Origin of the sequence: Stenotrophomonas maltophilia (genome assembly GCF_047497515.2) — a bacterium.
Lineage (GTDB): Bacteria > Pseudomonadota > Gammaproteobacteria > Xanthomonadales > Xanthomonadaceae > Stenotrophomonas.
In genome coordinates this window covers 1-25,921 of record NZ_JAXAXL020000023.1, presented here as the reverse complement: position 1 = coordinate 25,921, position 25,921 = coordinate 1, and the positions used below count along the sequence as shown (strand labels likewise).

22 protein-coding genes are annotated in these 25,921 nt (G+C 67.2%); 9 read left to right on the top strand and 13 right to left on the bottom strand.

Translation table 11 applies throughout. The features are described 5' to 3' along the window. Positions 1-45 precede the first annotated feature (45 nt). The 3 genes from ACMZPQ_RS21090 to baeS all read right to left on the bottom strand — a co-directional run bounded on the left by ACMZPQ_RS21090 (position 46) and on the right by baeS (position 2,799). Positions 46-576 carry a gamma carbonic anhydrase family protein gene (locus tag ACMZPQ_RS21090; RefSeq protein WP_197581549.1) on the bottom strand — a complete coding sequence of 177 codons (531 nt, stop codon included), beginning with the start codon at positions 574-576 and terminating at the stop codon, positions 46-48. Between the two features lie 133 nt (positions 577-709). After that, a complete protein-coding gene (locus tag ACMZPQ_RS21085; RefSeq protein WP_197581551.1) occupies positions 710-1,399 on the bottom strand; it encodes a response regulator in 690 nt (229 codons plus the stop codon). Next, complete coding sequence (baeS, locus tag ACMZPQ_RS21080) at positions 1,396-2,799, bottom strand: sensor histidine kinase efflux regulator BaeS (RefSeq protein WP_197581553.1); 1,404 nt, start codon at positions 2,797-2,799, stop codon at positions 1,396-1,398. Before baeS ends, ACMZPQ_RS21085 begins: the two co-directional genes overlap by 4 nt. Before the next feature lie 117 nt (positions 2,800-2,916). Here baeS and smeA point away from each other — a divergent pair, with 117 nt between their 5' ends. The 3 genes from smeA to smeC are packed head-to-tail and all read left to right on the top strand — an operon-like array spanning position 2,917 to position 8,687. Then, entirely contained in the window at positions 2,917-4,113 is a 1,197-nt protein-coding gene (gene smeA / locus ACMZPQ_RS21075; RefSeq protein ID WP_197581555.1) for a multidrug efflux RND transporter periplasmic adaptor subunit SmeA, read from the top strand. A 12-nt stretch (positions 4,114-4,125) separates the two neighbouring features. Then, positions 4,126-7,275, top strand: coding sequence for a multidrug efflux RND transporter permease subunit SmeB (gene smeB / locus ACMZPQ_RS21070; RefSeq protein WP_197581557.1), 3,150 nt, complete (start codon positions 4,126-4,128; stop codon positions 7,273-7,275). Further along, a complete protein-coding gene (smeC, locus tag ACMZPQ_RS21065; RefSeq protein WP_197581559.1) occupies positions 7,272-8,687 on the top strand; it encodes a multidrug efflux transporter outer membrane subunit SmeC in 1,416 nt (471 codons plus the stop codon). Before smeB ends, smeC begins: the two co-directional genes overlap by 4 nt. Positions 8,688-8,915: 228 nt before the next feature. Here smeC and mnmG read toward each other — a convergent pair whose 3' ends face one another. After that, a complete protein-coding gene (mnmG, locus tag ACMZPQ_RS21060; RefSeq protein WP_197581560.1) occupies positions 8,916-10,805 on the bottom strand; it encodes a tRNA uridine-5-carboxymethylaminomethyl(34) synthesis enzyme MnmG in 1,890 nt (629 codons plus the stop codon). Between the two features lie 531 nt (positions 10,806-11,336). After that, the gene (locus ACMZPQ_RS21055) at positions 11,337-11,819 is read right to left on the bottom strand and encodes a hypothetical protein (RefSeq protein ID WP_197581562.1); all 483 of its coding nucleotides are present in this window, start codon (positions 11,817-11,819) and stop codon (positions 11,337-11,339) included. 159 nt (positions 11,820-11,978) lie between these two features. On the opposite strand from ACMZPQ_RS21055, the gene ACMZPQ_RS21050 reads away from it, so the two are divergent. Together ACMZPQ_RS21050 and ACMZPQ_RS21045 are read left to right on the top strand one after the other, a co-directional pair. After that, positions 11,979-12,941, top strand: a complete 963-nt coding sequence (locus ACMZPQ_RS21050; RefSeq protein WP_197581563.1) for a pyridoxal-phosphate dependent enzyme — start codon at positions 11,979-11,981, stop codon at positions 12,939-12,941. Then, entirely contained in the window at positions 12,938-13,570 is a 633-nt protein-coding gene (locus ACMZPQ_RS21045; protein ID WP_197581564.1) for a YdcF family protein, read from the top strand. Before ACMZPQ_RS21050 ends, ACMZPQ_RS21045 begins: the two co-directional genes overlap by 4 nt. 156 nt (positions 13,571-13,726) lie before the next feature. Here ACMZPQ_RS21045 and bioC read toward each other — a convergent pair whose 3' ends face one another. The 5 genes from bioC to bioB all read right to left on the bottom strand — a co-directional run bounded on the left by bioC (position 13,727) and on the right by bioB (position 18,565). After that, positions 13,727-14,611 carry a malonyl-ACP O-methyltransferase BioC gene (gene bioC / locus ACMZPQ_RS21040; protein WP_197581566.1) on the bottom strand — a complete coding sequence of 295 codons (885 nt, stop codon included), beginning with the start codon at positions 14,609-14,611 and terminating at the stop codon, positions 13,727-13,729. A 12-nt stretch (positions 14,612-14,623) separates the two neighbouring features. Then, positions 14,624-15,403: an SDR family oxidoreductase gene (locus tag ACMZPQ_RS21035; protein WP_197581568.1), complete on the bottom strand. Its 780-nt coding sequence runs from the start codon at positions 15,401-15,403 to the stop codon at positions 14,624-14,626. 29 nt (positions 15,404-15,432) lie between these two features. After that, complete coding sequence (gene bioH, locus ACMZPQ_RS21030; RefSeq protein WP_197581570.1) at positions 15,433-16,212, bottom strand: pimeloyl-ACP methyl ester esterase BioH; 780 nt, start codon at positions 16,210-16,212, stop codon at positions 15,433-15,435. A gap of 18 nt (positions 16,213-16,230) precedes the next feature. Next, positions 16,231-17,454, bottom strand: coding sequence for an 8-amino-7-oxononanoate synthase (gene bioF, locus ACMZPQ_RS21025; RefSeq protein WP_197581571.1), 1,224 nt, complete (start codon positions 17,452-17,454; stop codon positions 16,231-16,233). Positions 17,455-17,521: 67 nt separating this feature from the next. Then, entirely contained in the window at positions 17,522-18,565 is a 1,044-nt protein-coding gene (gene bioB / locus ACMZPQ_RS21020; RefSeq protein WP_197581572.1) for a biotin synthase BioB, read from the bottom strand. A gap of 203 nt (positions 18,566-18,768) precedes the next feature. Here bioB and ACMZPQ_RS21015 point away from each other — a divergent pair, with 203 nt between their 5' ends. The 4 genes from ACMZPQ_RS21015 to ACMZPQ_RS21000 all read left to right on the top strand — a co-directional run bounded on the left by ACMZPQ_RS21015 (position 18,769) and on the right by ACMZPQ_RS21000 (position 22,030). Then, entirely contained in the window at positions 18,769-20,109 is a 1,341-nt protein-coding gene (locus ACMZPQ_RS21015) for a chloride channel protein (RefSeq protein WP_197581574.1), read from the top strand. Positions 20,110-20,245: 136 nt separating this feature from the next. Then, entirely contained in the window at positions 20,246-20,941 is a 696-nt protein-coding gene (locus ACMZPQ_RS21010) for a ComF family protein (protein WP_197581576.1), read from the top strand. Positions 20,942-20,999: 58 nt separating this feature from the next. Continuing rightward, positions 21,000-21,551, top strand: coding sequence for an HdeD family acid-resistance protein (locus tag ACMZPQ_RS21005; RefSeq protein WP_164087510.1), 552 nt, complete (start codon positions 21,000-21,002; stop codon positions 21,549-21,551). 50 nt (positions 21,552-21,601) lie between these two features. Then, a complete protein-coding gene (locus ACMZPQ_RS21000) occupies positions 21,602-22,030 on the top strand; it encodes a SecDF P1 head subdomain-containing protein (protein ID WP_414486235.1) in 429 nt (142 codons plus the stop codon). A 94-nt stretch (positions 22,031-22,124) separates the two neighbouring features. Here the strand turns inward: ACMZPQ_RS21000 and ACMZPQ_RS20995 are convergent, their stop codons facing one another. From ACMZPQ_RS20995 to ACMZPQ_RS20985, 3 genes are all read right to left on the bottom strand, one after another. Next, complete coding sequence (locus ACMZPQ_RS20995) at positions 22,125-23,234, bottom strand: hypothetical protein (RefSeq protein ID WP_197581580.1); 1,110 nt, start codon at positions 23,232-23,234, stop codon at positions 22,125-22,127. Between the two features lie 2 nt (positions 23,235-23,236). After that, positions 23,237-24,856 carry a hypothetical protein gene (locus ACMZPQ_RS20990; protein WP_197581582.1) on the bottom strand — a complete coding sequence of 540 codons (1,620 nt, stop codon included), beginning with the start codon at positions 24,854-24,856 and terminating at the stop codon, positions 23,237-23,239. Further along, positions 24,849-25,921, bottom strand: a 1,073-nt coding sequence (locus ACMZPQ_RS20985) for a DUF2345 domain-containing protein (protein WP_495495858.1), incomplete at its 5' end; no start/stop codon positions are given. The genes ACMZPQ_RS20990 and ACMZPQ_RS20985, both read right to left, overlap by 8 nt.

Sequence of the window (25,921 nt, the reverse complement as noted above, 5' to 3'; positions counted from 1 at the left end):
GGTCGGGCCCAGACTTTAACAGAGCCCGATGGCGTCGTCGGGCGCTCAGCCGAGGTATTCGTCCTTCAGCCGCACGTAGTGGTCGGCCGAATAATGCAGCGCCTCGATCTCCTTGTCGCTCAGCGTGCGCGCCGGCCGTGCCGGGTTGCCGACCCACAGCTCGCCTTCGCCGACCACCTTGCCGGGTCCGATCACGGCACCGGCACCGACAAAGCCGTGACGCTCCACCCGGGCCCCGTCGAGGATGCAGGCACCCATGCCGATCAGGCTGTAATCGCCGATGGTGCAGGCGTGGATGATGCAGCCATGGCCGACGGTGACGCCCTCGCCGATCAGCGTCGGGTAGCCGGCCTTGTTGTAGGGGCTGTGGTGGCTGACATGGATGATGGTGCCATCCTGTACGTTGGTGCGCGCGCCGATGCGCACGTAATTGACGTCACCGCGGATGACCGTGCCCGGCCACACCGACACGTCGTCGGCCAGCTCCACGTCACCGATGACCGTGCAGGCCGGATCGATGTACACGCGCTCGCCGAGGACGGGCATCTTGTCGCGGAAGGGGCGCAACGGGTTCATCGGTGTCTCCGCAAATCAGGGCATTCACGACGATGATACGCGGCAGAGGCACCGGTAGTGCCGGCTGCTGGCCGGCAACCTCATGGACGCATCTGGATTTCTGCGATTGCCGGCCAGCGGCCGGCACTACCGGTTACGGCTCGTAGCTGTAACCCATCCCGTACACCGAACGGATCGGTTCGCCTTGCATGCCGGCGTCGGCCAGCTTGCGGCGCAGGTTGCGCACATGGCTGTCGACGGTGCGGTCGACCACTACGCGATGGTCCAGGTACAAGCGGTCGAGCAGTTCATCGCGCGCCCAGATCCGGCCCGGCGTGGCCAGCAGGGTGCGCAGCAGGCGGTATTCCACCGGGGTCAGGTCCAGGCCCTTGCCGTTCCAGGTGGCACGCGCGGCCGGCTCGTCGATGTGCAGGCCGCTGTTGGCGCGCGCGGCCGGGTCCGGCCGGTAGCGGCGCAGCACCGCCACCACCCGCGCCACCACTTCGCGCGGACTGAACGGCTTGCAGATGTAGTCGTCGGCACCGATCTCCAGGCCCAGCAGGCGGTCAATCTCTTCCACCCGCGCGGTGACCATGATCACCGGCACGTCGCTGCTGGCGCGCAGCTCGCGGCACAGGTCCACGCCATCGCGCTGCGGCAGCATCAGGTCCAGCAGCACCAGATCGGGCTGGTAGCGGGCGAAGGCCTCGATCACCTGGCCGCCATCATCCACCCATTCGCTGGCCATGCCCGCCGCGGCCAGGTAGTCGCGCAGCACGGCGGCCAGGCGCGGCTCGTCCTCGACGATCAGGATCTTCGCGGCGTCGGCGGGGGACGTGCTCATGCAGGCTCCGGCAGGGTGATGACCACGCGCAGCCCGCCCAGTGGCGACGGTTCGGCGTGGATGTGGCCGTGGTGGGCGAGGATGATGTTGTGGCTGATGGCCAGGCCCAGCCCACTGCCGCCGCTGGCGCGGTTGCGCGAGCTTTCCACCCGGTAGAAGCGCTCGAACAGCAGCGCACATTTCTCCGCCGGTACGCCCGGTGCGGTGTCTTCCACGATCAGCTGTACGCCGGCAGGCACCCGTGCGGCCTGCACGAGTACGCGGCCGCCGGCATGGGTGTAGCGCAGCGCGTTCTCCAGCAGGTTGGCCAGCACCTGCTGCAGGCGCCGCTCGTCACCGGATACCTGCAGCGGTGTGGCGGGCAGCGCTTCTTCCAGTGCCAGCCCCGCTGCGGAGAAGCGCACGCGCATGCCATTGAGCTCGCTGCGCAGCAGCGCCACCAGGTCCAGCGGGGCGAAACGGTAGGCCAGCCCGCCGGACTGGGTCATCGACAGGTCGTGCAGGTCGTCGACCAGCTTGCCCAGCTGGCGGATCTCGCCCTGCAGCGCGCCCAGGTTGGCACGGTCCAACGGACGGATGCCGTCCTCGATCGCCTCCAGTTCGGCACGCACCACCGCCAACGGCGTGCGCAGCTCGTGCGAGATATCGGCGATGAAAGCGCGGCGGTTGCGCTCGGTATCGTCCAGCGCCTGCGCCATCCGGTTGAAGTCGTTGACCAGTGCGTCCAGTTCGTCGTCGCTGGTGCGCTCGATGCGGGTGGCGTAGTCGCCGGCGGCGAGCCGGTGGGTGGCCGCCGCGAGCTTGGCCAGGCGCTGGCGCAGCGCGCGTGACACCAGCCAGGCCAGCAGCACCGTCACCAGCAGCAGCGAGATGCCGATCACCCACCAGGCGCGCATCTGGGTGTTGTAGAAATTCAGGTCGTTGGTGGCGATGACGGTCTGGAACGGCACCATGCCCAGCCATCCCACCGTGTGTCCATCCACCTGCACCGCGTGCGGCTCGTCATCGCTGGTCGCGTCCGGGTTGCCTGCCACGTAGCGGTGCTGTGCATCGAACAGGCCCAGCCGCGACGGAACGCCGGTCTGGTCGGACAGAGGTGGCACCGGCCCTTCGTGCCCATGCGCCAGGTCCGGACGCAGCATCCGCGCCCAGCGATCGCTGTCACCGCGCAGGTGGTCCCAGCCGCCGTGCTCGCGGAATTCACGCTGCAGGTGCGGCATCAGGCGCTGCATGCGCAGGTCACCCTGGTCGTTGAGGTAGTCCAGGAAGCCGGTCTGGAACGCCACGCGGCTGGCAATGCCGTTCACTGCCAGCACAAGCAGGCAGGCGGTGAAGATCGCGAGGAAGGTCTTCGCGGTCAGGCCGAATTTGAGTCGAATCTTCGCCATCGCGGAGGCCATTAGCGGCGCATGCGGCGCCGAAAGCAAGCGCCAGCTGAGCCGGTCGCACAATCTCCATATTCTCTGCACAGTTTCACGGCAGCGTGCACGGGTCAACGCAAGGCCCCCACGCCCCCCATGTCACTCCTGCGCCCGCTGTCCTGTTCCCCCCGTTTGCTGCTGCTGCCTCTGCTGCTGGCCCTGGCTGCCTGTTCCGCTGGCAGGACCGAAGCGCCGGCCACGCCTGAAGTGGGCGTCATCACCGCCAGCGCGCAGCCGCTGGCGCTGCAGCAGACCCTGCCGGGCCGCGCAGTGCCGTTCGAAGTGTCCGAGGTGCGGCCGCAGATCGGCGGGCTGATCCGCCAGCGGTTGTTCACCGAAGGCCAGCAGGTCAAGGCCGGCCAGTTGCTGTACCAGGTCGACCCGGCGCCGTACCAGGCCGCCTTCGATACCGCCCGTGGCCAGCTGGCCCAGGCCGAAGCGACCGTGCTGTCGGCGCAGCCGAAGGCCGAGCGTACCCGTGCGCTGGTGAGCATGGACGCGGCCAGCAAGCAGGACGCTGACGATGCCACCTCGGCGCTGAAGCAGGCCCAGGCCAACGTGATTGCCGCGCGCGCTGCGCTGCAGGCGGCGCGGATCAACCTCGACTACACGCGGGTGACGGCACCGATCGATGGCCGTATCGGCACCTCCAGCGTCACTGCCGGTGCGTTGGTCGCCGCAGGCCAGGACGCCGCACTGGCGACCATCCAGCGGCTGGACCCGGTGTACCTGGATGTCACCCAGTCCAGCACGCAGATGCTGGCGCTGCGCAAGCAGCTCGATGCCGGCCTGGTGAAGGCCATCGATGGCAAGGCACAGGTGAAGGTCGTGCTGGAGGACGGCAGCACCTATGCCCATGAGGGCACGCTGGAATTCGTCGGCAGTGCGGTCGATCCGGGTACCGGCAACGTGGTGCTGCGCGCGATCATTCCAAACCCGGACGGCCTGCTGCTGCCGGGCATGTACCTGAAGGCGGTGCTGCCGATGGCCACCGATGCGCGCGCGCTGCTGGTGCCGCAGAAGGCGGTGGTGCGCAATGAGCGCGGTGAGCCGCTGCTGCGCCTGCTTGATGCCAAGGACCACGTGATCGAGCGCCGGGTCAGCACCGGCCAGGTGGTGGGCAACCAGTGGCAGATCACGCAGGGCCTGGAGCCCGGCGAGCGGGTGATCGTCAGCAACGGCAGCGTGGTAGCGCTGGGCCAGCAGGTGAAGGCGGTGGCGGCTACGGCGGCCCAGCTGGCGGCGATGCCGGCGATCGACCCGAACGGCAACACCGACGAAAAGTCGCACTGAGGCCTGCCGCGCATGGTTCGTTTCTTCATCGACCGGCCGATCTTCGCCTGGGTGATCGCCATCGCGGTCAGCCTGCTCGGCCTGCTTGCGATCCTGATCCTGCCGGTGGACCGCTACCCGCAGATCGCCCCGCCCACCATCACCATCCGCGCCACCTACACCGGCGCCTCGTCGCAGACCGTGGAAAACGCGGTCACCCAGGTCATCGAGCAGTCCCAGCAGAGCCTGGACCACCTGATGTACATGACCTCGACCAGTGCCTCCGACGGCTCGGCGCAGGTCAACCTGGTGTTCGCCACCGGCACCAATCCGGATACGGCGCAGGTGCAGGTGCAGAACCAGCTGCAGGCCGCGATGGCCACGTTGCCGCAGGCGGTGCAGCAGAACGGCCTGACCATCACCAAGTCCAGCGGTTCGATCTTCGAGGTGCTGTCGTTCACCAGCGAAGACGGCAGCATGGACAACTTCGATGTCGCCAACTTCATGGAAGCGCGCATCGACGACCAGATCAGCCGCGTCAGCGGCGTCGGCAACATCCAGCCGATCGGCCAGGAATACGCCATGCGTATCTGGCTGGACCCGGAAAAGATGCGCCAGTACGCGCTGATGCCCTCGGACATCGAGACCGCACTGCAGGCGCAGAACACCGACGTGTCGGCCGGTGAGCTGGGTGGCCAGCCGGCACTGAAGGGCCAGCAGCTGGATGCCACGGTCACCGCGCGCAGCCGCCTGCACACCCCCGAGCAGTTCGCACAGGTGGTGCTCAAGGCCGATGCCAACGGCAGCGTCGTGCACCTGGGTGACGTGGCAACGATCGGCCTGGGGCCGGAGAGCTACGACAGCATCAGCACCTTCAACGGCAAGCCGTCAGCCTCGCTGGGCATCGAGCTCAATGCCGGCGCCAATGCCATCGCCGTCTCCAAGGCCATCGATGCACGGCTGCAGCAGCTGCAGAAATACTGGCCGCATGGCTACACCGCCCACGTGGCCTTCACCACCACCCCGTTCGTGACCATCTCGCTGAAGGAAGTGGTGATCACCCTGATCGAGGCGATCATCCTGGTGGTGCTGGTGATGTACCTGTTCCTGCAGAACTGGCGGGCCACGTTGATCCCGACCATCGCGGTGCCGGTGGTGCTGCTGGGCACGTTCGGCGTGCTGGCCGCATTCGGCTATTCGATCAACACGCTGACCATGTTCGCGCTGGTGCTGGCCATCGGCCTGCTGGTGGACGATGCCATCGTGGTGGTGGAGAACGTGGAGCGGGTGATGACCTTCGAAGGACTGGCACCGAAGCCGGCCACGCTGAAGGCCATGGGACAGATTACCGGCGCGCTGGTCGGTATCGTGCTGGTGTTGACCGCGGTGTTCCTGCCGATGGCGTTCTTCAGCGGTGTGACCGGCGTGATCTATCGCCAGTTCTCGGTCACGATCGCCGCGGCGATGATCCTGTCGGTGCTGGTGGCGATGACCATTACGCCGGCCCTGTGCGGCAGCATCCTGCACCAGATTCCCAAGGGCGGGCATCCGCATGGCGATCACGGCGGCGAGCCGAGCCTGCTGGGCAAGTTCTTCATCTGGTTCAATCATCGTTTCGAGCGCACGTCGAATGGGCTGCGTCGCCGTGTGGATGGTTTTCTTGGCCGGCGCACGCTGGGCGTGGTGTTCTACCTGGTGCTGAGCGTGGTCACCGGCCTGCTGCTGTGGCACCTGCCGGGTGCGTTCCTGCCCGATGAGGACCAGGGCATGCTCAACGCGCTGGTGAAGCTGCCGGCCGGCGCCACGCTGGAGCAGACCCGTGCAGTGATGGATCGCCTCAGTGCTGCCGCGGTGAAGGACGACAGCGTGCTGTCGATCCAGGCCACCGCCGGCTTCAGTGTTACCGGCAGCGGCCAGAACGTTGGCCAGGCCTTCATCCGCCTGAAGGACTGGGACGACCGCAAGGACGATGCCGATGCCATCGCCGCACGGCTGACCCGGGCGATGGCCAGCGTGCCCGATGCACAGGTGTTCATCACCTCGCCGCCAGCCATCCTCGGCCTCGGCGATGCCGGCGGCTTCACCCTGGAACTGCAGGACGAAGGCGGTGCCGGCCATGCCGCCGCCGTGGCCGCGCGCAACACGCTGCTGACGCAGGCAGCCAAGGATCCGAAGCTGGTCAACGTGCGCTATGCCAGCCTGGAAGACGCCCCGGTGTATGCGGTGAAGGTGGACGATGCCAAGGCACAGGCCATGGGCGTGAATCCGCAGGACGTCAATGACACCTTGAATGCTGCGCTGGGCGGCGACTTCGTCAACAACTTCATCTACAAGGGCCGCATCAAGAAGGTGTTCATCCAGGGTGCCGCCGAAGCACGCATGCAGCCGCAGGACATCGAGCGCTGGAGCGTGCGCAACCAGGCCGGGCAGATGGTGCCGCTGTCGTCGCTGATCAGCACGCACTGGACCAGCGCACCGGCTGCACTGCAGCGCTACAACGGCATCTCGGCGATGGAGATCACCGGCCAGCCGGCGCCGGGCGTCAGCTCCGGCGAGGCGATGGCCGAGATCGCGCGCCTGGCCGACCAGTTGCCGGAAGGCTTCAGCCATGCCTGGTCGGACATGGCCTACCAGGAACAGCTGTCGGGCAACCAGGCACCGATGCTGTACGCCATCTCGCTGCTGTTCGTGTTCCTGTGCCTGGCCGCGCTGTATGAAAGCTGGGCGGTGCCGTTCGCGGTGATGCTGGCAGTGCCGGTGGGCGTGTTCGGTGCGGTGCTGATGATGAACCTGCGTGGCCTCAACAACGACGTGTATTTCCAGGTCGGTCTGTTGACCACGATCGGGTTGGCGGCGAAGAACGGCATCCTGATCGTCGAGTTCGCGCGCATCCTCGAACAGCAGGGCAAGAGTACCCGCGAGGCGATCCTGCAGGCGGTCTACCTGCGGCTGCGACCGATCGTGATGACCTCGCTGGCGTTCCTGATGGGCGTGCTGCCGCTGGTGTTCGCCACCGGTGCCGGTTCGGCCGCGCGCCGTTCGCTGGGTACCGGCGTGGCCGGCGGCACGGTCGCGTCGATGGTGCTGGGCATGTTCTTCGTGCCGTTGTTCTACCTGCTGGTGCGCCGCCTGTTCCCGGGCCGTGCGCCGGCCGAAGCCGCTGCCCCGGAGGCAAGCCCATGAAGCCGACGCTGTTGCGCGCCCTGGCGGCCGCCACGATGACCACCGTGCTGGGCGGCTGCGTGAGCATGGCGCCGCACTACCAGCGGCCCGATGCGCCGGTGCCGGTGCAGTTCGGCAATGCCGCCACCGGCGCGACCGACCCGGCGTTGGCGATGCCGGCCTGGCGCGAGGTGTTCCTCGAACCGCGCCTGCAGCAGGTGATCGCGCTGGCGCTGCAGAACAACCGTGACCTGCGCGTAGCGATGCTGCAGGTGGAGAAGGAGCGTGCGCAGTACCGCATCCAGCGTGCGGCGCTGCTGCCGTCGGTGGATGTCAGCGGCAGCGTTACCCGTTCGCGGGTCAGCGATGCCAACAGTGAGACCGGGGCCACCCAGGTGACCGAGTCCGACGCGGTGCAGGTCGGCATCAGCAGCTGGGAGCTGGACCTGTTCGGGCGCATCCGCAGCCTGAACAACGAAGCCCTGCAGAACTGGCTGGCCAGTGCCGAAAACCAGCGTGCGGCGCGCACCAGCCTGGTCGCCGAAGTGGCGACGGCGTGGCTGGCGCTGGCCGCCGATGGGCAGTCGCTGGCATTCACGCAACAGACCCTGGACAGCCAGCAGCAGACCCTGCAGCGCACCGAGGCCCGTCATGCGCAGGGCCTGGCCTCGGGGCTGGACCTGTCGCAGGTGCAGACCAGCGTGGAGGCTGCGCGCGGCGCGCTCGCCAAGTTGCAGACCCAGCAGGCGCAGGATCGCGATGCATTGCAGCTGTTGGTGGGGTCGCCGCTGGATCCGGCCGTGCTGCCGACCGCGCAGGCGCTTGACGGTAGCGTGGCACTGGCACCGTTGCCGGCCAACCTGCCGTCGAGCGTGCTGCTGCAGCGCCCGGACGTGCTCTCAGCCGAACACGCGCTGCAGGCGGCCAATGCCGATATCGGAGCGGCGCGCGCTGCGTTCTTCCCGACGCTGACCCTGACCGCCAACTACGGCCACAGCTCCAGCGCATTGTCGACGCTGTTCTCGGCCGGCACCCGCGGCTGGTCGTTCGCACCCAGCATCACTGCACCGATTTTCCACGCCGGTGCGCTGAAGGCCTCGCTGGATGCCTCGAAGATCGGCAAGGACATTGGCATTGCGCAGTACGAGAAAGCGATCCAGCAGGCCTTCAGCGAAGTGGCCGATGCGCTGGCCACGCGTGATCACCTGACCGCGCAGATGGACGCGCAGCGCGCGCTGGTGGCCGCCAGCCAGCGCAGCTACACGCTGGCCGACGCGCGTTACCGCAGTGGGCTGGATGGCTACCTGCAATCGCTGGATGCACAGCGCAGCCTGTATGCCGCGCAGCAGGACCTGATCGCCCTGCAGCAGCAGGAGGCGGGCAACCGGGTGACGTTGTTCAAGGTGCTGGGCGGGGGCGCCGACGCGCGATAGTGCGTGCAGTGTTCATCCACGCATGGCGTGGATCTACCGGGGCGGGAGGCCTTGGTGGGTGCCGACCTTGGTCGGCACGAATCATCCGATCGCGATGCTGCATGCATTCGTGCCGACCAAGGTCGGCACCCACCAGGGCAGAGTCATGTGCCGACCAAGGTCGACACCCACCAGGGCAGAGTCATGCGCCGACCAAGGTCGGCACCCACCAGAAGCGGAGGGTGCTGCCTACGCCACGCGGCCGCGGCGGGCGCGCTCCAGGTGCACCAGCAGCAGCGAGATCGCCGCCGGGGTCATGCCCGGGATGCGCTGCGCCTGGCCGATGGTCTGCGGGCGCACACGCTCCAGCTTCTGCAGCGCTTCGGCTGACAGCCCACGCACCGTGGCGTAATCGAACGCCTCAGCGATCGGCGTGGCTTCATGCCGCTGCTGGCGCTCGATCTCCTCGCGCTGGCGGTCCAGGTAGCCGGCGTACTTCACGCCGATCTCCACCTGCTCGGCCACCTTGCCGTCGGCCACGGCCGGGCCCAGCGACGGCACCTGCATCAGCTGCGCGTAGTCCAGCTCGGGGCGCTTGATCAGGTCCAGCACGTTGGTTTCGCGGCTGACCGCCACGCCGAGCGTTTCCTGCACCTCGCGGCCCAGCGCATTGGCCGGGGTCGCCCACAGCGCGCCCAGCCGCACGCGCTCGGCGGCAACGGCGGCCTGCTTGGTCTCGAAGGCGCTCCAGCGGCGGTCATCCACCAGGCCCATCTCGCGGCCGGCCGGCGTCAGGCGCTGGTCGGCGTTGTCCTCGCGCAGCTGCAGGCGGTATTCGGCACGGCTGGTGAACATGCGGTACGGCTCGTTGGTGCCGTGGGTGATCAGGTCATCCACCAGCACGCCCAGGTACGCCTCGTCGCGACGCGGGCACCAGCCGTCCAGCCCACGCACCTGGCGTGCGGCGTTGAGGCCGGCCAGCAGGCCCTGCGCGGCCGCTTCTTCGTAGCCGGTGGTGCCGTTGATCTGGCCGGCGAAGAACAGGCCGTTGACCAGCTTGGTTTCCAGCGAAGCCTTCAGCCCGCGCGGGTCGAAGAAGTCGTACTCGATCGCGTAGCCCGGGCGGGTGATATGCGCGTTCTGGAAGCCCCGGATGCTGCGCACCATCTCCAGCTGCACGTCGAACGGCAGCGAGGTGGAGATGCCGTTGGGGTAGATCTCGACGATGCCCAGGCCCTCGGGCTCGACGAAGATCTGGTGGCTGGCCTTCTCGGCAAAGCGCACCACCTTGTCCTCGATGGAGGGGCAGTAACGCGGGCCGATGCCTTCGATCTGGCCGCTGTACAGCGGCGAGCGGTGCAGCGCATCGCGGATGATCTGGTGGGTCTGTTCGGTGGTGTGGGTGATCCAGCAGCTGACCTGCTGCGGATGCTCGTCCACCGAGCCGAGGAAGGACATCACCGGCCGCGGCGTGTCGCCGGGCTGCTCGTCCATCATGCTGTAGTCCAGCGAGCGGCCGTCGATGCGCGGCGGCGTGCCGGTCTTCAGCCGGTCGACCTGGAACGGGCGCTCGCGCAGGCGCGCGGCCAGTGTGGTGGCCGGCGGGTCGCCCATGCGGCCGGCGGCGTACTGGGTCGGGCCGACATGGATCTTGCCGGCCAGGAAGGTGCCGGCGGTCAGCACCACCGCCTCGGCGTCGAAGCGCAGGCCGGTCTGGGTGATGACCCCGCGCACGGCGTCGCCTTCGATGACCAGATCGTCCACGGCGGCCTGGAACACGGTCAGGTTGGCCTGGCCTTCGACGATGGCGCGGATCGCCATGCGGTACAGGTTGCGGTCGGCCTGGCAGCGGGTGGCGCGCACGGCCGGGCCCTTGGAGGCGTTGAGCGTGCGCCACTGGATGCCGGCGCGGTCGGCGGCATGCGCCATCGCGCCGCCGAGGGCGTCGATTTCCTTGACCAGGTGGCCCTTGCCGATGCCGCCGATGGCCGGGTTGCAGCTCATCGCCCCCACCGTTTCGATGTTGTGGGTCAGCAGCAGGGTGCGCACGCCGGTACGGGCTGCGGCCAGCGCGGCTTCGGTGCCGGCATGGCCACCGCCGATGACGATGACGTCGTAACGATGGAAGGACGGGTTCATGGGGGCTGTTCAGCTGGGGGCGGGCGCGGCCGGGGCGGCGCCGGGGTGGCGATTTTAGCGCCATTCGGGGCCGCGGCGTCGGCGCCGGCCGGCCGGCGTCGAAATCAGCCCTAAAGTTGGCAGGATTTTTGCAGATAACCCAATAGCACCCACCGTGGCTGGCGCCGCAGGCGCCCGTGACCGGAATTGGAACAGGGGCCGGTACAGGCGCACGGTGGGGGAGCAGAGGGCCGGCAGTCGGGGGACTGCCCGGCCCTGTTTTTTTGGGGGTTACCGGTAAAGCTCCATCCACGCATGGCGCGGATCTACGGATGCCTCCCCTCCCCAAAACAGACGGCCCCGCAGTGCGGGGCCGTTTGCTTTCAGAGGTGCCGACATCCGACAGGGCCGGAACAGGGGGGATCCAGATGTTCCTGTCGGATATCGACGTAGAGCTTTTCGCGACAGCCTATGTCGCTTTTGTCACTTTGTGACGCAGGCCGTCACCACCCCCGTAGATTGCGGCTTGGACCGTGTGAAATGCAAGACGGTTCAGCGCTCAACTGTGCGGTCCGTCGCACGATCCATGTTGCGCCACGGGGAACCGTTCATCCTCGGCACAGTGTGCGCCGGGGCCGGGCGGGCCGGGGGAGCGGACGGCTGCACGTTGGACTGTGGCGGGCGGCGCATCGAGTCCATGTTCCGCCACGGCGAGCCGCCGTTGTACGACGGACGCGACGGCGGCGGACGGTGCTCGCCCCCGTTGCCGGGCGGGCGCGGCGGCGGCCGGTGGTTGTGCGGCGGCCGGTAGATCGGCCGCGAGTAGTACGGGTTGCCGTACCCACCGTAATAGCCGCCATAGCCACCGTAGTACGGGTAGCCATAGTTGTAGGGATAGCCGTTCGGGTAGCGGTACTCCACCGACGGTGCGCCGTGGTAGTAACCGCCACCGCGACCACCACCGACATAGTCGTAGGTGGTGCAGCCGGTCAGGGCCAGCAACAGGCCACCGGCCAGCATCAAGCGCATTTTCATGGTGGGTCCCCCCAGAGGACGGGTGTGCAGTCAGCTTCGTGCGCAGGCGTTGAATCGGCCCTTAACTCCACCCGCCAGGATGAATGGAGGCGAAGGGCAGCATGCTGGCATGACCTGTGCCCTGGTCGCCAGCGCGGGGGCATACGTTAATCTTGCGTCATGAGCGATTCACTGTTGCCCCGCGCCGACGATCTCCTGCTTGCTGCTGCGAGGATCGCCCCGCATGCCAGCGTGACCCCGGTACTGCGCTCGCGCACCCTCGATGCGCTGGCCGGCGCGCAGCTGGCCTTCAAGGCCGAGCACCTGCAGCGCGGTGGCGCATTCAAGTTCCGCGGCGCGTGCAATGCGGTGTGGTCGCTCGATACCGAACGCGCCCGTGCCGGCGTGGTGACGCATTCCTCAGGCAACCATGGCGCCGCGCTGGCCCTGGCCGCACGCACCCGCGGCATCCCCTGCCATGTGGTGGTGCCGGAAGGGGCGGTGGCGGCCAAACTGGCCAACATTGCCCGCCACGGTGCCACGCTCTGGCGCTGCCCGCCGACCATCGCAGCCCGTGAGGCCACTTGCGCCAAGGTGCAGGCCGATACCGGCGCGACCCTGATCCATCCCTATGCCGACCCGGCGGTGATGGCGGGGCAGGGCACCGCGGCGCTGGAACTGCTGCACAGCGACGGCCCGTTCGACGTGCTGGTGGTGCCGGTGGGCGGCGGTGGCCTGGCCAGCGGTACCGCGCTGGCCCTCCAGCACGCCAGCCCGCAGACCCGGCTGGTGCTGGCCGAGCCGGCCGGTGCCGACGACACCGCACGCTCGCTGGCCGCTGGCGAGCGCCAGGAAGCTTTCACCCCGGACACGATCTGCGATGGCCTGCGTACCCTGATCGGCGCCCCCAACTTCGCGCTGCTGCGCGCGGCGGGTGCGGAGGTGATCGTGGTTGATGACGCGGCGACGATGGCGGCGATGCGCCTGCTGTGGGAGGTACTCAAGCAGGTGGTCGAGCCTTCCTCGGCCACCGTGCTGGCCGCGGTGCTGGCACAGCCGCAGCGGTTTGCCGGCCTGCGGGTGGGCCTGGTGCTGTCCGGCGGCAACGTCGACCTGCCCGCGTTGCGCTGGGGGACGCCTTGAGCCGTGACCGACAGCGGCATCGCACTGGCCTGTTGGGCTGGCTGTGGCGACTGTTCGTGGCGCTGGTGATCTGGCTGCTGTGCGTGACCGCGTGGATCGTCTGGGTGGGCGAACGTGACCAGGCGGCCAAGGCCGATGCGATCATCGTACTCGGCGCCGCCGCCTACGACGCCAAGCCCTCGCCGGTGTTCGAGGAACGCATCCGGCATGGCCTGGACCTGTACGACGCGCGCTATGCGCCGCTGCTGATCTTCACCGGCGGCTACGGCGGCACCGGTGCGCGCTTCTCCGAATCGCAGGTGGCGCGGCGCTACGCGCTGAAGCATGGCGTGCCGGATGACGCGATCCTGATCGAGACCGCCTCGCGCAACACTGTGCAGAACCTGGTGGAAGCCAAACGGCTGATGGACCAGCGCAACCTGCACCGCGTCATCATCGTCAGCGACCCGCTGCACATGGCGCGCGCGCTGCGGCTGAGCAAGGCGCTGGGCATTGATGCACTGGCTTCATCCACGCCCAGCACGCGCTTCCGCAGCTTCCATACCAGCTGGCGATTCCTGGTGCAGGAGATCTACTTCTTCCACCGCGACCTGGTGCGTCCGCCGCTGAGTTCGCCGGCCAATACCTGAGCGGCTGCAGCCTGCTTTGGGTGGGTGCCAACCTGGGTTGGCACCTACCAGAGCGATCCACGTTCGGCGTGGCATGCGGTAGTGCCGGCCGCTGGCCGGCAGATGCCGACCATGGAATCGTGAGGTTGCCGGCCAGCGGCCGGCACTACCAGATTTTCAGGTCTGCTTGCGCCGGATCGGAATCGCTGAAACCGGCACCGAGGCCACGTCATGCCCGCCTTCGCGGATCGGGGCACCCGGGTCCGGCGCCCAGGCGTGGGCGTAGATCACTTCCCAGCTGCTCGGCAGCTTGCCGTCGGCGCGGCGCATCGGCTCGTATGCGGCGGCGGCCGCAGCGAAACGGCCACGCCCGGTCAGTGTATGGCGGCGGTCCGTCCGCGCGTTGGTGGCGCCCATCGCGCGCAGCTCGCGCATCAGCGAAGGCAGGTCGTCATAGGTCAGGGTGAACAGGTCGCGGTCCAGCACCGGGTCGCGGAAGCCGGCCATCATCAGCGCATCGCCGAACTGCGCGATCTGCGCGAAGCGGCTGACGTGCGGGCGATCGTCGGCGGCGGCGAAGGCTTCGTTGAGTTCGACCAGCGTCTCCGGGCCGAAGGTCGAGCACAGCAGCAGGCCGCCGGGCTTGAGCACGCGCCGGAACCCGGCGAACACCGCCGGCAGGTCGTCCACCCACTGCAGGCACAGGTTGCTGAAGATCACGTCCACGCTGTTGTCGGCCAGCGGCAGCGCCGCCGCATCACCGCACAGGCGCTGGAACGGCTTCCACCAGCCGGCCTGGCGCTTGGCCTGGTCCAGCATCGGCAGTGCCACGTCCAGCGCGATCACCTGCGCCTTCGGCCAGCGCTTCTTGATCAGCGCGCTGGCGTGGCCGGTACCGGCGCCGACGTCCAGCACCACCTCGGGCTTGCGTGCCTCCAGGTAGTCCAGCGACTCGATCAGCCGCGACTGCACCTCGCGCTGCAGGGCGGCGGCGGCGTCGTAGCTGGTGGCGGCGCGGGCGAACGCGCGGCGGACGTGGCGGGCATCGAAGTGGGACGGCATTGCGAAAGTCTCTTAGAACGTACCGGGGTAGGCGCCGCCGTCGATCAGCAGGTTCTGCCCGGTGAGGTAACCGGCCTGTGCGCTGCACAGGAAGGCGCAGGCGGCGCCGAATTCGTCCGGCGTGCCGAAACGGCCGGCAGGGATCTGCTGGCGGCGGCGCTCTGCCACCTCACCCGCATCGCCCTGCTTGCCCGCGCTGTGGGCGAAGTTGGCGCGCAGGCGGTCGGTGTCGAACTGGCCGGGCAGCAGGTTGTTGATGGTGACGTTGTGGGCCACGGTGCGGCGCGACAGGCCGGCGACGAAGCCGGTCAGGCCGCTGCGCGCGCCGTTGGACAGCGCCAGGATGTCGATCGGTGCCTTCACCGCCGACGAGGTGATGTTGACGATGCGGCCGAAGCCGCGTTCGATCATCGCGTCCACGGTGGCGCGGATCAGCGCGATCGGCGCCAGCATGTTGGCGTCCAGCGCAGCGATCCAGTCGTCGCGCTCGAAGCTGCGGAAATCGCCTGGCGGCGGGCCACCGGCATTGGTGACCAGGATGTCCACCTGCGGGCACGCGGCGAGCGCTGCGGAGCGACCGGCCTCGGTGGTGACGTCGGCGGCGACGGCGCGCACCTCACCGGCACCGGGCAGGGCGCGCAGTTGCTCGGCAGCGATCTGCAGTGCCGCGTCGCCACGGGCCACGATCACCACGTTGACGCCCTCGCGCACCAGCGCGCGTGCGCAGCCCAGGCCGAGACCCTTGCTGGCGCCGCAGACCAGTGCCCAGCGGCCATTGATACCCAGATCCATGCGTCAGTCCTGCGCGGTTCGGAAAGCGCTCATTGTCCGCCATCGGCCGGTGACAGGCCGGCAACGAAGTGTTGCAGGGCGGCGGCGACCTCGTCGGCATGGCCGAGGAACGGCGCATGGCCGCCGTGGGCGATGGTCAACGCCTGACTCTGCGGGGCCAGCGCCGCAGCGGCCTGCATCGCGGCCGGCGACACCAGGCGGTCGCGCTGGCCGGCGAGCCACAGGCTGGGCGTGCCCAAGGTTGGCAGCGCGCCGCGCAGGTCGGTGCTCTCCAGCAGGCGCAGGCCTTCCAACAGGGCGCGCTCGGTGGGCGCACCGCGCTCGACCAGGCGCTGCCGCAGCGTGCGCAGTTCCTCGCGGGCGTGCGCCGAGCCCATCACGTCCAATGCCAGGAAGCGCTCCAGGGTGCCGCCGAAGTCGCTGGCCAGCTCACGCCCGAACTGCTCGAACACCGCCGGTTCCACCGCGTGCGGCCAATCCTCGCCACGCACGAAACGCGGCGTGGCCGCGATCATCGCCAGCCCGCGCACCTTCGGCAGCGTCGCCGCCGCGTGCAGTGCGAACAGCCCGCCCAGCGACCAGCCGCACCACACCGCCGGCGGCGTGGCCGCGGCAATGGCGTTGACCACGAACGGCAGGCGCAGCGGCGTGGTGTCGTCGCGGCTGTGGCCGTGACCGGGCAGGTCGACCCGATGCAGGGTGAAGTGGTCGGCCAGGCGCTCGACCAGCGGCGCGAATACGCCACCCTGCAGTGCCCAACCGTGGATCAGTACCAGATCCGGCCCGCGGCCGGTCACTTCAATATGCATGGGAAAACGGCGGCAGGCTCAGGCAAAGGCGGGCAGCGGCGGCGGAGCGGCGTCGCGCACGGCCAGGGTTACGTGGTCGCGCGCGCTGGCGATGGCGCTGACCAGGCCGCGCACCTGTTCCGGTGTGTGCAGGGCGGACAGCGTGACGCGCAGCCGTGCCTTGCCCTCCGGCACCGTCGGCGGTCGGATCGCACCGACCAGCCAGCCGGCCTGTTGCAGCGCGGAGGACATCGCCACGGCGAGGTGGTCGTCGCCGCACAGCAGCGGTTGGATCGGTGTGTCCGATGCCATCAGGTCCAGCCCATGCCGACGCGCTTCGCTGCGGAACAGCGCGATCAGGTCGGTCAGTTTGGTACGCCGCCAGTGGTCGCGGCGCGCCAGGCGCACCGCTTCCAGCGCCGCCGCCGCCATCGCGGGAGGCACGGCGGTGGTGTAGATGTACGGGCGCGCGGTTTCAGCCAAGTGCTCGATCAGATCGTCGCGGCCAAGCACGAGCGCGCCGGAACCGCCCAGTGCCTTGCCCAGCGTGACCAGTTGCAGCGGCACGTCGTCCACGCCGAGTCCAGCGGCGGCTACGGTACCGCGGCCGTCACCGACCACGCCCACGCCGTGCGCATCATCCACATAGAACAGCGCCTGTTGCAGGCGCGCAACCAGCGACAGTGCACGCAGCGGTGCGATGTCGCCATCCATGCTGAAGACGCCGTCGCTGGCCAGCATCGCCGCGCCATCAGGCGCATGCTTGAGTTGGCGCATCGCGCCCTCCGCATCCAGGTGCGGATAGCGGCGCAGGCGTGCACCGGCCAGACGCGTGGCGTCGAGCAGGCTGGCGTGGTTGAGCTTGTCCTGCACGCACACATCGTTCTCTTCGCTCAGCAGCGCCTGCTGCACAGCCAGGTTGGCGGCGAAGCCACTGCCGAACAGCAGTGCACGCGGGTAGCCGAGCCAGTCGGCCACTTCGCGCTCCAGCGCATCGTGCATTGCGTGGTGGCCGCACACCAGGTGCGAGGCACCGGCGCCGGCGCCCTCGCGCGCGGCGGCATCCTGCAGCGCGTTGACCACGCTGAACTGCTGGGCCAGGCCGAGGTAGTCGTTGCTGCAGAAGCCGGTCAGCCACTGGCCGTCCACTTCCAGGCGCACACCATCACGACGGCTGACCGTGCGTCGCGGGCGGCGGCGGTCCTGGGCATCGCGCAGGGCGCGTTGGGCGTGGAGGCGGGCGGTCAGGTCGGGGCGGGCCATGGCGGCTGAATGCGGCGACGGGGCGGCTAGGGTAGCGCGTTGCCGCGATGCCTGCCTGTGCCCCGTCTCAGGCCGCGTGCGCGCAGCCACAGCCGGGCGCATCGGCACTGATATCGGCATGTACCGTGCCGCCGTGGTCGTGACCCTCGGCATCCACCTGTACCGGCATCGGTTGCAGGCCGAGCCGGGCGAACAGTGCCAGATCGCGTTCGCTTTCCGGGTTGCCGGTGGTCAGCAGCTTGTCGCCATAGAAGATCGAATTGGCACCGGCCAGGAAACACAGCGCCTGCAGTTCGTCGCTCATGGCCTCGCGGCCGGCCGACAGCCGCACCATCGAGCGTGGCATGGCAATGCGCGCCACCGCGATCATGCGCACGAACTCGAACGGGTCCAGCTCGGCACTGCCGTGCAGCGGCGTGCCCGCCACCTGCACCAGCTTGTTGATCGGCACCGAATCGGGATGGGCCGGCAGCGTGGCCAGCGCCAGCAGCAGGCCGACCCGCTGCGCGCGCGTCTCGCCCATGCCGACGATGCCACCGCAGCAGGTCTTCAGGCCGGCGTCGCGCACATGTTCCAGCGTGTCCAGGCGGTCCTGGTACTGGCGCGTGTGGATGATCGAATCGTAGTAGTCCGGTGCGGTGTCGAGGTTGTGGTTGTAGTAGTCCAGGCCGGCATCCTTCAGCGCACGCGCCTGTTCGCCACTGAGCATGCCCAGCGTGGCGCAGGTCTCCAGGCCCAGTGCCTTCACCCCGGCGATCATCGCCGCCACTTTCGGGATGTCGCGGTCCTTCGGCGAACGCCATGCGGCGCCCATGCAGAAACGCGATGCACCGGCAGCCTTGGCCTGGCGCGCCTTGGCCAGCACCGCGTCGGTCTCCATCAGCTTCTGCGCGTTCACCCCGGTGCTGTAGCGCTGCGCCTGCGGGCAGTACGCGCAGTCCTCCGGGCACCCGCCGGTCTTCACCGACAGCAGCGTGGAGACCTGTACCTGCGACGGGTCGAAATGCTCGCGGTGGACCGCTGCGGCGCGGAACAGCAGCTCGGGGAACGGCAGATCGAACAGCGCCTGCAGTTCGTCGTGTTGCCAGTCGTGGCGGATGGCAGCAGCCATGGCGGGACCTTGGATACGAATGGAGCGAGGGCGGCAGTGTGGGTGGGTCGACGAAGGCTGTCAACCATTGAATGTATAAGATGGTTTACGGCATGCCAGCCCGGTCAAGCCCAGCGGAAATGCTGTGTTTCACCGCATCCTGCAAGGCCTTCAGCCACAGTGGCCGCTGTCCGCCAGCGTTCGCAGCGTCCAGACTGCCCTGCATGATTGATCTTTACCGTCTCCGCGGCCGTATCACCGCGTTGGTCCTCAGCGAGGCCTGGCGCCGCCGCGCTGCACTCTGGGGCGGCGCCGTGGCCGTGGCACTGGTGGCGATCCTGTTCGCCAAGGCCAGCGACGCCGCCTTCCATCTGTTCCAGCGCATTACCTCGCACTCGCCGTGGTGGGCGCTGCTGCTTACGCCGGGCATCTTCGCGTTGCTGGCCTGGCTGACTGCTGGCGTGCTGAAACCCACGCGTGGCAGCGGCATTCCACAGGTCATCGCGGCCTTGGATAAACCGGATACGTCGTTCCGAAGCACCAATCTTTCGCCTGCGGTCTCGGCCGGCAAGCTGCTGCTGACGTCGTTGTCGCTGCTGGGCGGTGCGTCGGTGGGGCGCGAGGGCCCGACCGTGCATGTGGGCGCCAGCCTGATGTACCTGTTCGGCCGCTGGTTCGGCTTCAAGGACCCGCGCGAGCTTTCGCACTTCCTGCTGGCCGGTGGCGCAGCCGGCATCGCCGCCGCCTTCAACACACCACTGGCCGGCATCGTCTTTGCCATCGAAGAGCTCAGTGGCCGTTTCGAGCATCGCTTCTCCGGCACGCTGCTGACCGCCGTGATTGTCGGTGGCGTGGTGTCGCTGGGCCTGCTGGGCAACTACACCTACTTCGGCCATGTAAGTGCGCGGCTGCCGCTGGGCCAGGGCTGGCTGGCGATCCTGTTGTGCGGCGTGGTGGCCGGGTTGCTGGGCGGAGTGTTCGCGCGTGCGGTGCTGGCCAGTGCGGCGGGGCGTCCACGTTGGCTGGGCCAGCTACGACAACGGCATCCGGTGCTGCTGGCCGCCGGATGCGGCCTGGTGGTGGTGCTGCTGGCGCTGGTCTTCGGTGAAGGCGCGTTCGGTACCGGTTATGAGCAGGCGCGCAGCCTGGTGCAGGGCCAGGCGATGGTGGGCCACGAATTCGGGCTGATGAAGCTGCTGGCCAATCTGGCGTCCTACGTGGCGGGCATTCCCGGTGGCCTGTTCTCGCCCGCGTTGGCGGTCGGCGCCGGCCTGGGCCACAACCTGGCAGTGCTGATGCCGGGCGTGGACCCGCGCGCATTCGTGCTGCTGGGCATGTGCGCCTACCTGACCGGCGTCACCCAGGCACCGCTGACCTCGGCGGTGATCTCACTGGAGCTGACCGACAGCGGTGATCTGCTGCTGCCGATCCTGGCCACGGTGCTGATCGCGCGTGGCGTGTCCGGGTTGGTGTGCCGGGTGCCGATCTACCGCGGGCTGGCGGAGTTGTTGATGCCCGCGGTTGCTGCACCGCCCGATCCTGCGAACCGCGAACACACGCGATAGCGGGGAGTGGCGCGTGGGGCCGTGCTGCGTTCCGGTGCGTGATTCCGCGTGCTGATGCGCAGTGGCGGACAGCGCCGACGCGGTGGCAGGCGGTTCGCCGATGGCGGCTCCGGCGCTGATAGAGAAAGCATGGGCCATGCCCATCCACCTCCTGCGTGCGGCAGGTGCCGCCTCCCAAGCGTTGCTGCGCGTACTGCTGCCGCTCCGCTGCCTGGTCTGCAACGATCCCGGCCACGATGGCCTGGACCTCTGCGCCGCCTGTTTCGCGGAACTACCGTGGTCCGGCCGCGCATGCCTGCGCTGCGCATTGCCGTTGCCCGACACCGCGCTGATCGTCTGCGGCAGCTGCCGCGAAGAATCACCGCCACAGGCGGCTACCCATGCCAGCCTGTTGTACCTGCCACCGGTCGACCAGCTGCTGGTGCGCTACAAGTTTCATCAGGACCTGGCAGCCGGTCGCCTGCTTGCGCAGCTGATGCAACGCACACCTCCGCCCTGGTCGTGCCCGCCGTTGGTACCAGTGCCGCTGCACAACCGCCGCCTGCGCCAGCGTGGCTACAACCAGGCGGCTGAACTGTGCCGGCTGCTGCCGATGCCGGTCTGGAACGGCGTATACCGGCGTCGCCACACCGCGCCGCAATCCGAACGCAGCGCCGAACAGCGCAGGGAGAATCTGTTCGATGCGTTCGATGTGCGCGGGCCGGTGCCTTCGCGGCTGACCGTGGTCGATGACGTGATGACCACCGGCAGCACGCTGATGGAGATCGCCGAAACGCTGCGCTGCGTGGGTGTGGAAGAAGTGCGCGCGTGGGTATGCGCGCGGGTGCCGTGATCGCTCCCTTCATCGACAGGGGCTAGGATGAGCCCGGTTCCGGATCGAAGGAGTGGCCATGAATTCCCCCTTGTCTCCCTTGTTGTCGGCGGTCGGCCGTAGTTGGTGGATCCTGCTGTTGTATGGGCTGGTCGCGCTGGGCTTCGGCATCATCGCCATCGGCTGGCCGCTGTCGGCGGCGATGGCACTGGCGTGGACGCTGGGCATAGTCGCCATCGTCGAGGGCGTCATCAGCCTGTTCGCACTGATCAGCGGTGGCAGTGGCGCTTCCCGCGGCTGGCTGGCGCTGTATGCCATCGCTTCGCTGGGTTTCGGCATCCTGGCGGTGATCAATCCTCTGGCCACCGCCAGCGTGCTGGTGCTGTTCCTGGCGGCGTGGCTGCTGGTGGCCGGCATCTATCGCATCGTGTTCGCGATCCGCGTGCGCAAGCAGATTCAGGGCGAGTGGCTGCTGATTCTTAGTGGCGTGCTGGCCGTGGTGCTGGGCCTGCTGTTTGCGGCCAACCCCTATGCGGGCGTGGCGGTGACCACGCTGTGGATCGGCATCGGCAGCCTGCTGTACGGGCTGCTGCAGGTGCTGGTGGCATTCAAGCTGCGGAAGCTGAAGTGAGGGCGCTGCTTCCGGTGGTGCTGGGCGCGGCGATGATGCTGGCCGGATGCATGCCGGGTGCCACGCCCAGTACGCGGGTGGAAGCGGACCGCCCGCCACTTCCCGGTGTGGATGTGCGCCTGAGCGCGGTCGATGAGGCGGGCAAGGGCGTGCCGGTGAAGTGGCAGGACGAGACATTGACCCTGCGCGAACCTCCGCTTGCCACCAGCGCAGACATCGCCGATGTGCGCTCGGTGCTGGATGACAATGGTTTCACGGTGCTGCAGATCCGCTATCGGCCCGAAGCACAACGGCGCATCCACGATGGCACGGCGGCGATGGTCGGCCAGCGCATGGCGATCAGCGTGGATGGCCGCGTGCTGATGGTGGCGACGGTGCACGGGCCGTTCTCTGACTCGATGAATCTGAGTGGGTTGGCCGGTAGTGATGCCATGGCGCTGGAGAAGCACATCACCGGGTCTGCGCCGATGGAGCGGTAGGACCCAGGCAGTGAGCGTGCGCCGTGCGCATGGGAGAGCGTGCGGCCTTGGAGAGGAGAGCGTCATTGATGCAACCCTCCTCCAGCGATGGGGCTCAGCGCATTGACGGCGGCGTCTGGTCTGCGGCCCAGATCCAGAAGGTGTCACCCCAGTCGCTGCTGATGGCGGGGAACACATCGCCTTGCTTGAAGAAGCGCCGGCCACCTTGCGCGGGCGTGTACCACCAGCCGGCCACAGGCGCCCGCTTTCCTGCTGCGACTCGGTCCGGTCGGAGATCCGGCTGATCGGTGCCGGTGTAGCTGCCGTCGATATCCTCGAATTCATCGGCGATGGGTTCGACAAAATACCAGTCGCAATCCTTCAAATCGAAGGCCGAACCGGCGATCACTGACGGAGCCACCTTCACCAGATCGGCCTGAATGTCTGACCATCCATAGCGATCCAGATGCCGGTTTGCATCGAGGAAGCGATAGAAGGCTTCGGTATCCCCCCACATGCGTTCTCGACCGATCTGCTTCAGAATGGCTCGTCCCACATCGTTGAGGGCCATGGCCGGGCAAAGTTGTCCATATCCACCGGTCCATGCAAACTGAAGTGAAGCCATAGGATCGTCCTTGGCGACGTAGATGCCAGTGCGCGGGGGAGTTTGGTGAGTGTGCGCGCAGATATCTGTTCGAACACGAAATGCGGGAATATGTTGCGTGTCTGCGGCGCTCTCGTTCCAGAGTAGCCAATATATGAAATCGTCCATGGTCGAAGGGCGAGAAACAATGCTCGAGATTTGCCGGGCATACCTGAACACTCTTTCTGTGGTCTCGCGGAACAGTTTTTCCTGCTCCGGCGTCGCCCAGGCCATCTGGTAGGCGTACTCCTCCAGCATACGAGCACATTGGTGTTCACCTGCTCCTCGATACCGCTCGATTGAGCGTAGAGCTATGTCTTCAACCACACATTCCCGGAACTCCATCAGTGCAGGATAGGCATACGTCGAAAAATGCGATGCCGTATCTTGTGATTCCCAACCCGCCAAGGCTCTGCCAGCTGTATCCAGATGCGAGCGCTCATCAAGCATCTGGTCGGTCATGGCTAGCAGGCTGTCGATCTGCGGCAGCAGGCCCTTCAGGTACTCCATCGAGGTGAAATGATGGATGAGGGCGGCTTGGCGCTTGTGCCACGGATTCAATTCCATATATTGAATTTTCATGTTCAGCGGTTCATTTTCTGGCCGGAGATGTTCGGCAGGCCCAGCTTTACATCATTCATTTGAGTACCAAAGTCGCTTGTCCCCCAGCCGGTGTCCATCGGGCCGAGAATGCGGGGGTTGTTGATCTTGGTCCGCAGGCTGACGTATTTCACCTGCTCATGCGGAGGAAGCAGCTTCCATTTGTCATAGGTCATGCTGCTCTTGGTCATGGCACCGTTTGCTTCATTGACGACGTAGTACTCCGAACTATCGGCCAACGTCCTCTTTCCCGGCGTGCCGGCAGCGTCGTATTCAAATGCGGCGTCGAACTTGATCTGTTCGTAGCCGCCTTCAAGGTGGTGATCCGGCAGAACGTCTTTCTTCTGGGCAGATGCCGGGCCGCGCCACACCTTCAGTTCTTCTCCTGCCTTGAGCTCATAGACGACGAACTGTCCATTGGGGTTCCAGTCAGGCCAGACGGCCAGATGCTTTCGCCAGGTGGCCCTGGAGTCGGTTGACTTCATGATCGTATTGAACACTTCTTCGGTAACCCAGTCCGCACCTGCGCTGAAGTTCGTCGGTGAGACCACGCGATATAGCTTTGCAGGGCCCTTGATCGTATCGGCGCGGATGCCTTTGGCGAAACTTTCGATCTGGCCATCGGTAAGTCTTGGGAAGCCCTTATCTGCCATTTCGTCTACACGTACACGCAACCTCGCTGGAACCAACGGCAAGTTCTTCGTTGGCTCTCCCTTCCCAAGCCACGAAGGCGGCGGATCAACCCGCCGCATCAACGTCACGGCATGTGCCTCGGGCAGCGTTCCGGTGAAATGGAAATTGCCGGCGTTGACGATGCCGCGCCGCTGCACCATGTCTTCGAATTCAAGGCGCTTGATGATCGTGTCAAGGATGCGCTGTACGGGCGCCAGTACTTTTCCGATGTAGTTGTCTGCGATCTTCCGGATGCCGACGACGAGGTCGATGGTCTCCTGGGCACGGCGCCCCACCATCGGGATGTCGGCCACCTTGCCCAGCAGGGTCCGCATCAGCAGCACAGCGCGATCGAAGGCTTTCAACAGCTGTGCCTGGGTCACCCGTGCACGCACGATGCGGGTCTGCTTCGCCAGCTCATGGAACACGCGGTCCCAGCGCAGCGCTTTCCAGTACTGGGCGACCTCACGTCGGCGCAGGAGCGTGATGACCCAGCTCATGGCCTCATACACAGCGCGCACAAGATGGTTCAAGCCGAAGCGGCGGATGAAGAGGAAGAAGATCTTCAATACACCCTTCAACAGCGAGCCCAGCGTGGGGATCAGGCCGATCAGGGTCAGGACCAGCGCGATCCAGGCCCAGGAATTGCTCTTGTCGTCGTTGATCTGCTTGCAGTTGGCAATGATGTCTCGGACGTCGCAGACCTGGTCCACGCCGGGGATCATTGAAATGACGGTGTCGAATACGACCTGCCCGGTGCTGCGTTCCTGGTTGAAATCACCCTGGATCGATTCCCACAGCCATGCGAAGACATTCTTGCCGCCATCTACAGCGCTCTTGTACTGCTCGCTGATGAAGGCAAGCGCTTCGCGAAGCTGCTGGACTGAGACGGGGGCGGCCTGATTCGGGAGATCTGCGCGCGGATCACCCATGGCCGGCGCCCGGCTGGGGATTAGCGATCAGCTCGAGGTCTGGCCACTTTTCTTCCGGATCAGGTTGGCGAGGCTCATAGACCACCTTTTCCACTTCCTGCTTCGGGATGGGCTCATGGTGGTCCTTGCCGTCATCGTCCAGTTTTCCTTTGATGACAGAGCCGTTCTTGAAGTGGATTTCGTAAGGGGTGCCTGCCATGGCCTGTTGTGTCTCCCCGTCGCGATAGTCCAACGCGATCCAGTCGGGAATGCTCTGAAGTCCTCCAGTAAGCGGAGCAATGAATGGCGTGTTGCTTTCCCCCGCCATGAACAGATGCTCGCCCGCCTTGACCTTGAACTCGCCGGGGCAGCTGAAGGTGATGTTGCCGCCTTCCAGCGTGATCGCGCTGCTGCCCGCCTGCAGCACCACCTTGCTCTGCGCCAGCACGTCGATGCGGTCGTCGGTGGCGGTGATGGTCAGCGCCTGCTCGCTCAGCAGTTCCAGCTCGCCATCGTTGGCCTGCAGGCTGACCGGCCCCTGCGCGGCGATCACCCGCAGCGGGCCGCTCTGCGCGAACAGCGAGACATGCTCGCCGGAGACGGTGGCGATGGTCTCGCCGGCGCTGACGTGCAGGTCCTGCTGCACGGTCATCTGCAGGTTCTGCCCGGCATAGGCCACCGCGCTGGCCGGCGTGGTCCAGGCCACGTGGTGCGGCGCTTCGGCCAGCAGCAGCGGCGTGCCCAGCCGTTCCACCGGTTGCTCGCCGGGGCTGCGGCCGTCGCTGCCGGGCTTCATCGCGCTCTGGCCGTTCACTTCGCCCGTATAGCGCCCCTGCGCCTGCGGGTCGATCTGCTCGCGCAGTTGCTTGGTGCGCTCGAATTCAGCCAACCCCGGCACCTGCTGCTGGGCCAGGGTCTGTTGCATCTGTTCCAGGCTGCGCTCGGCGCCTTTGAGCTGCGCCACCACGCTGGCGTTGTCCATCACCGTAGAAGCCGCGCGCTCCTGCAGGCTGGCCGACAGCAGCAGGCCTTCGCCGGCATGCACGTTGCCCCAGCCCTGTGTGGCCAGTTCGAAGCCTTCGCCAC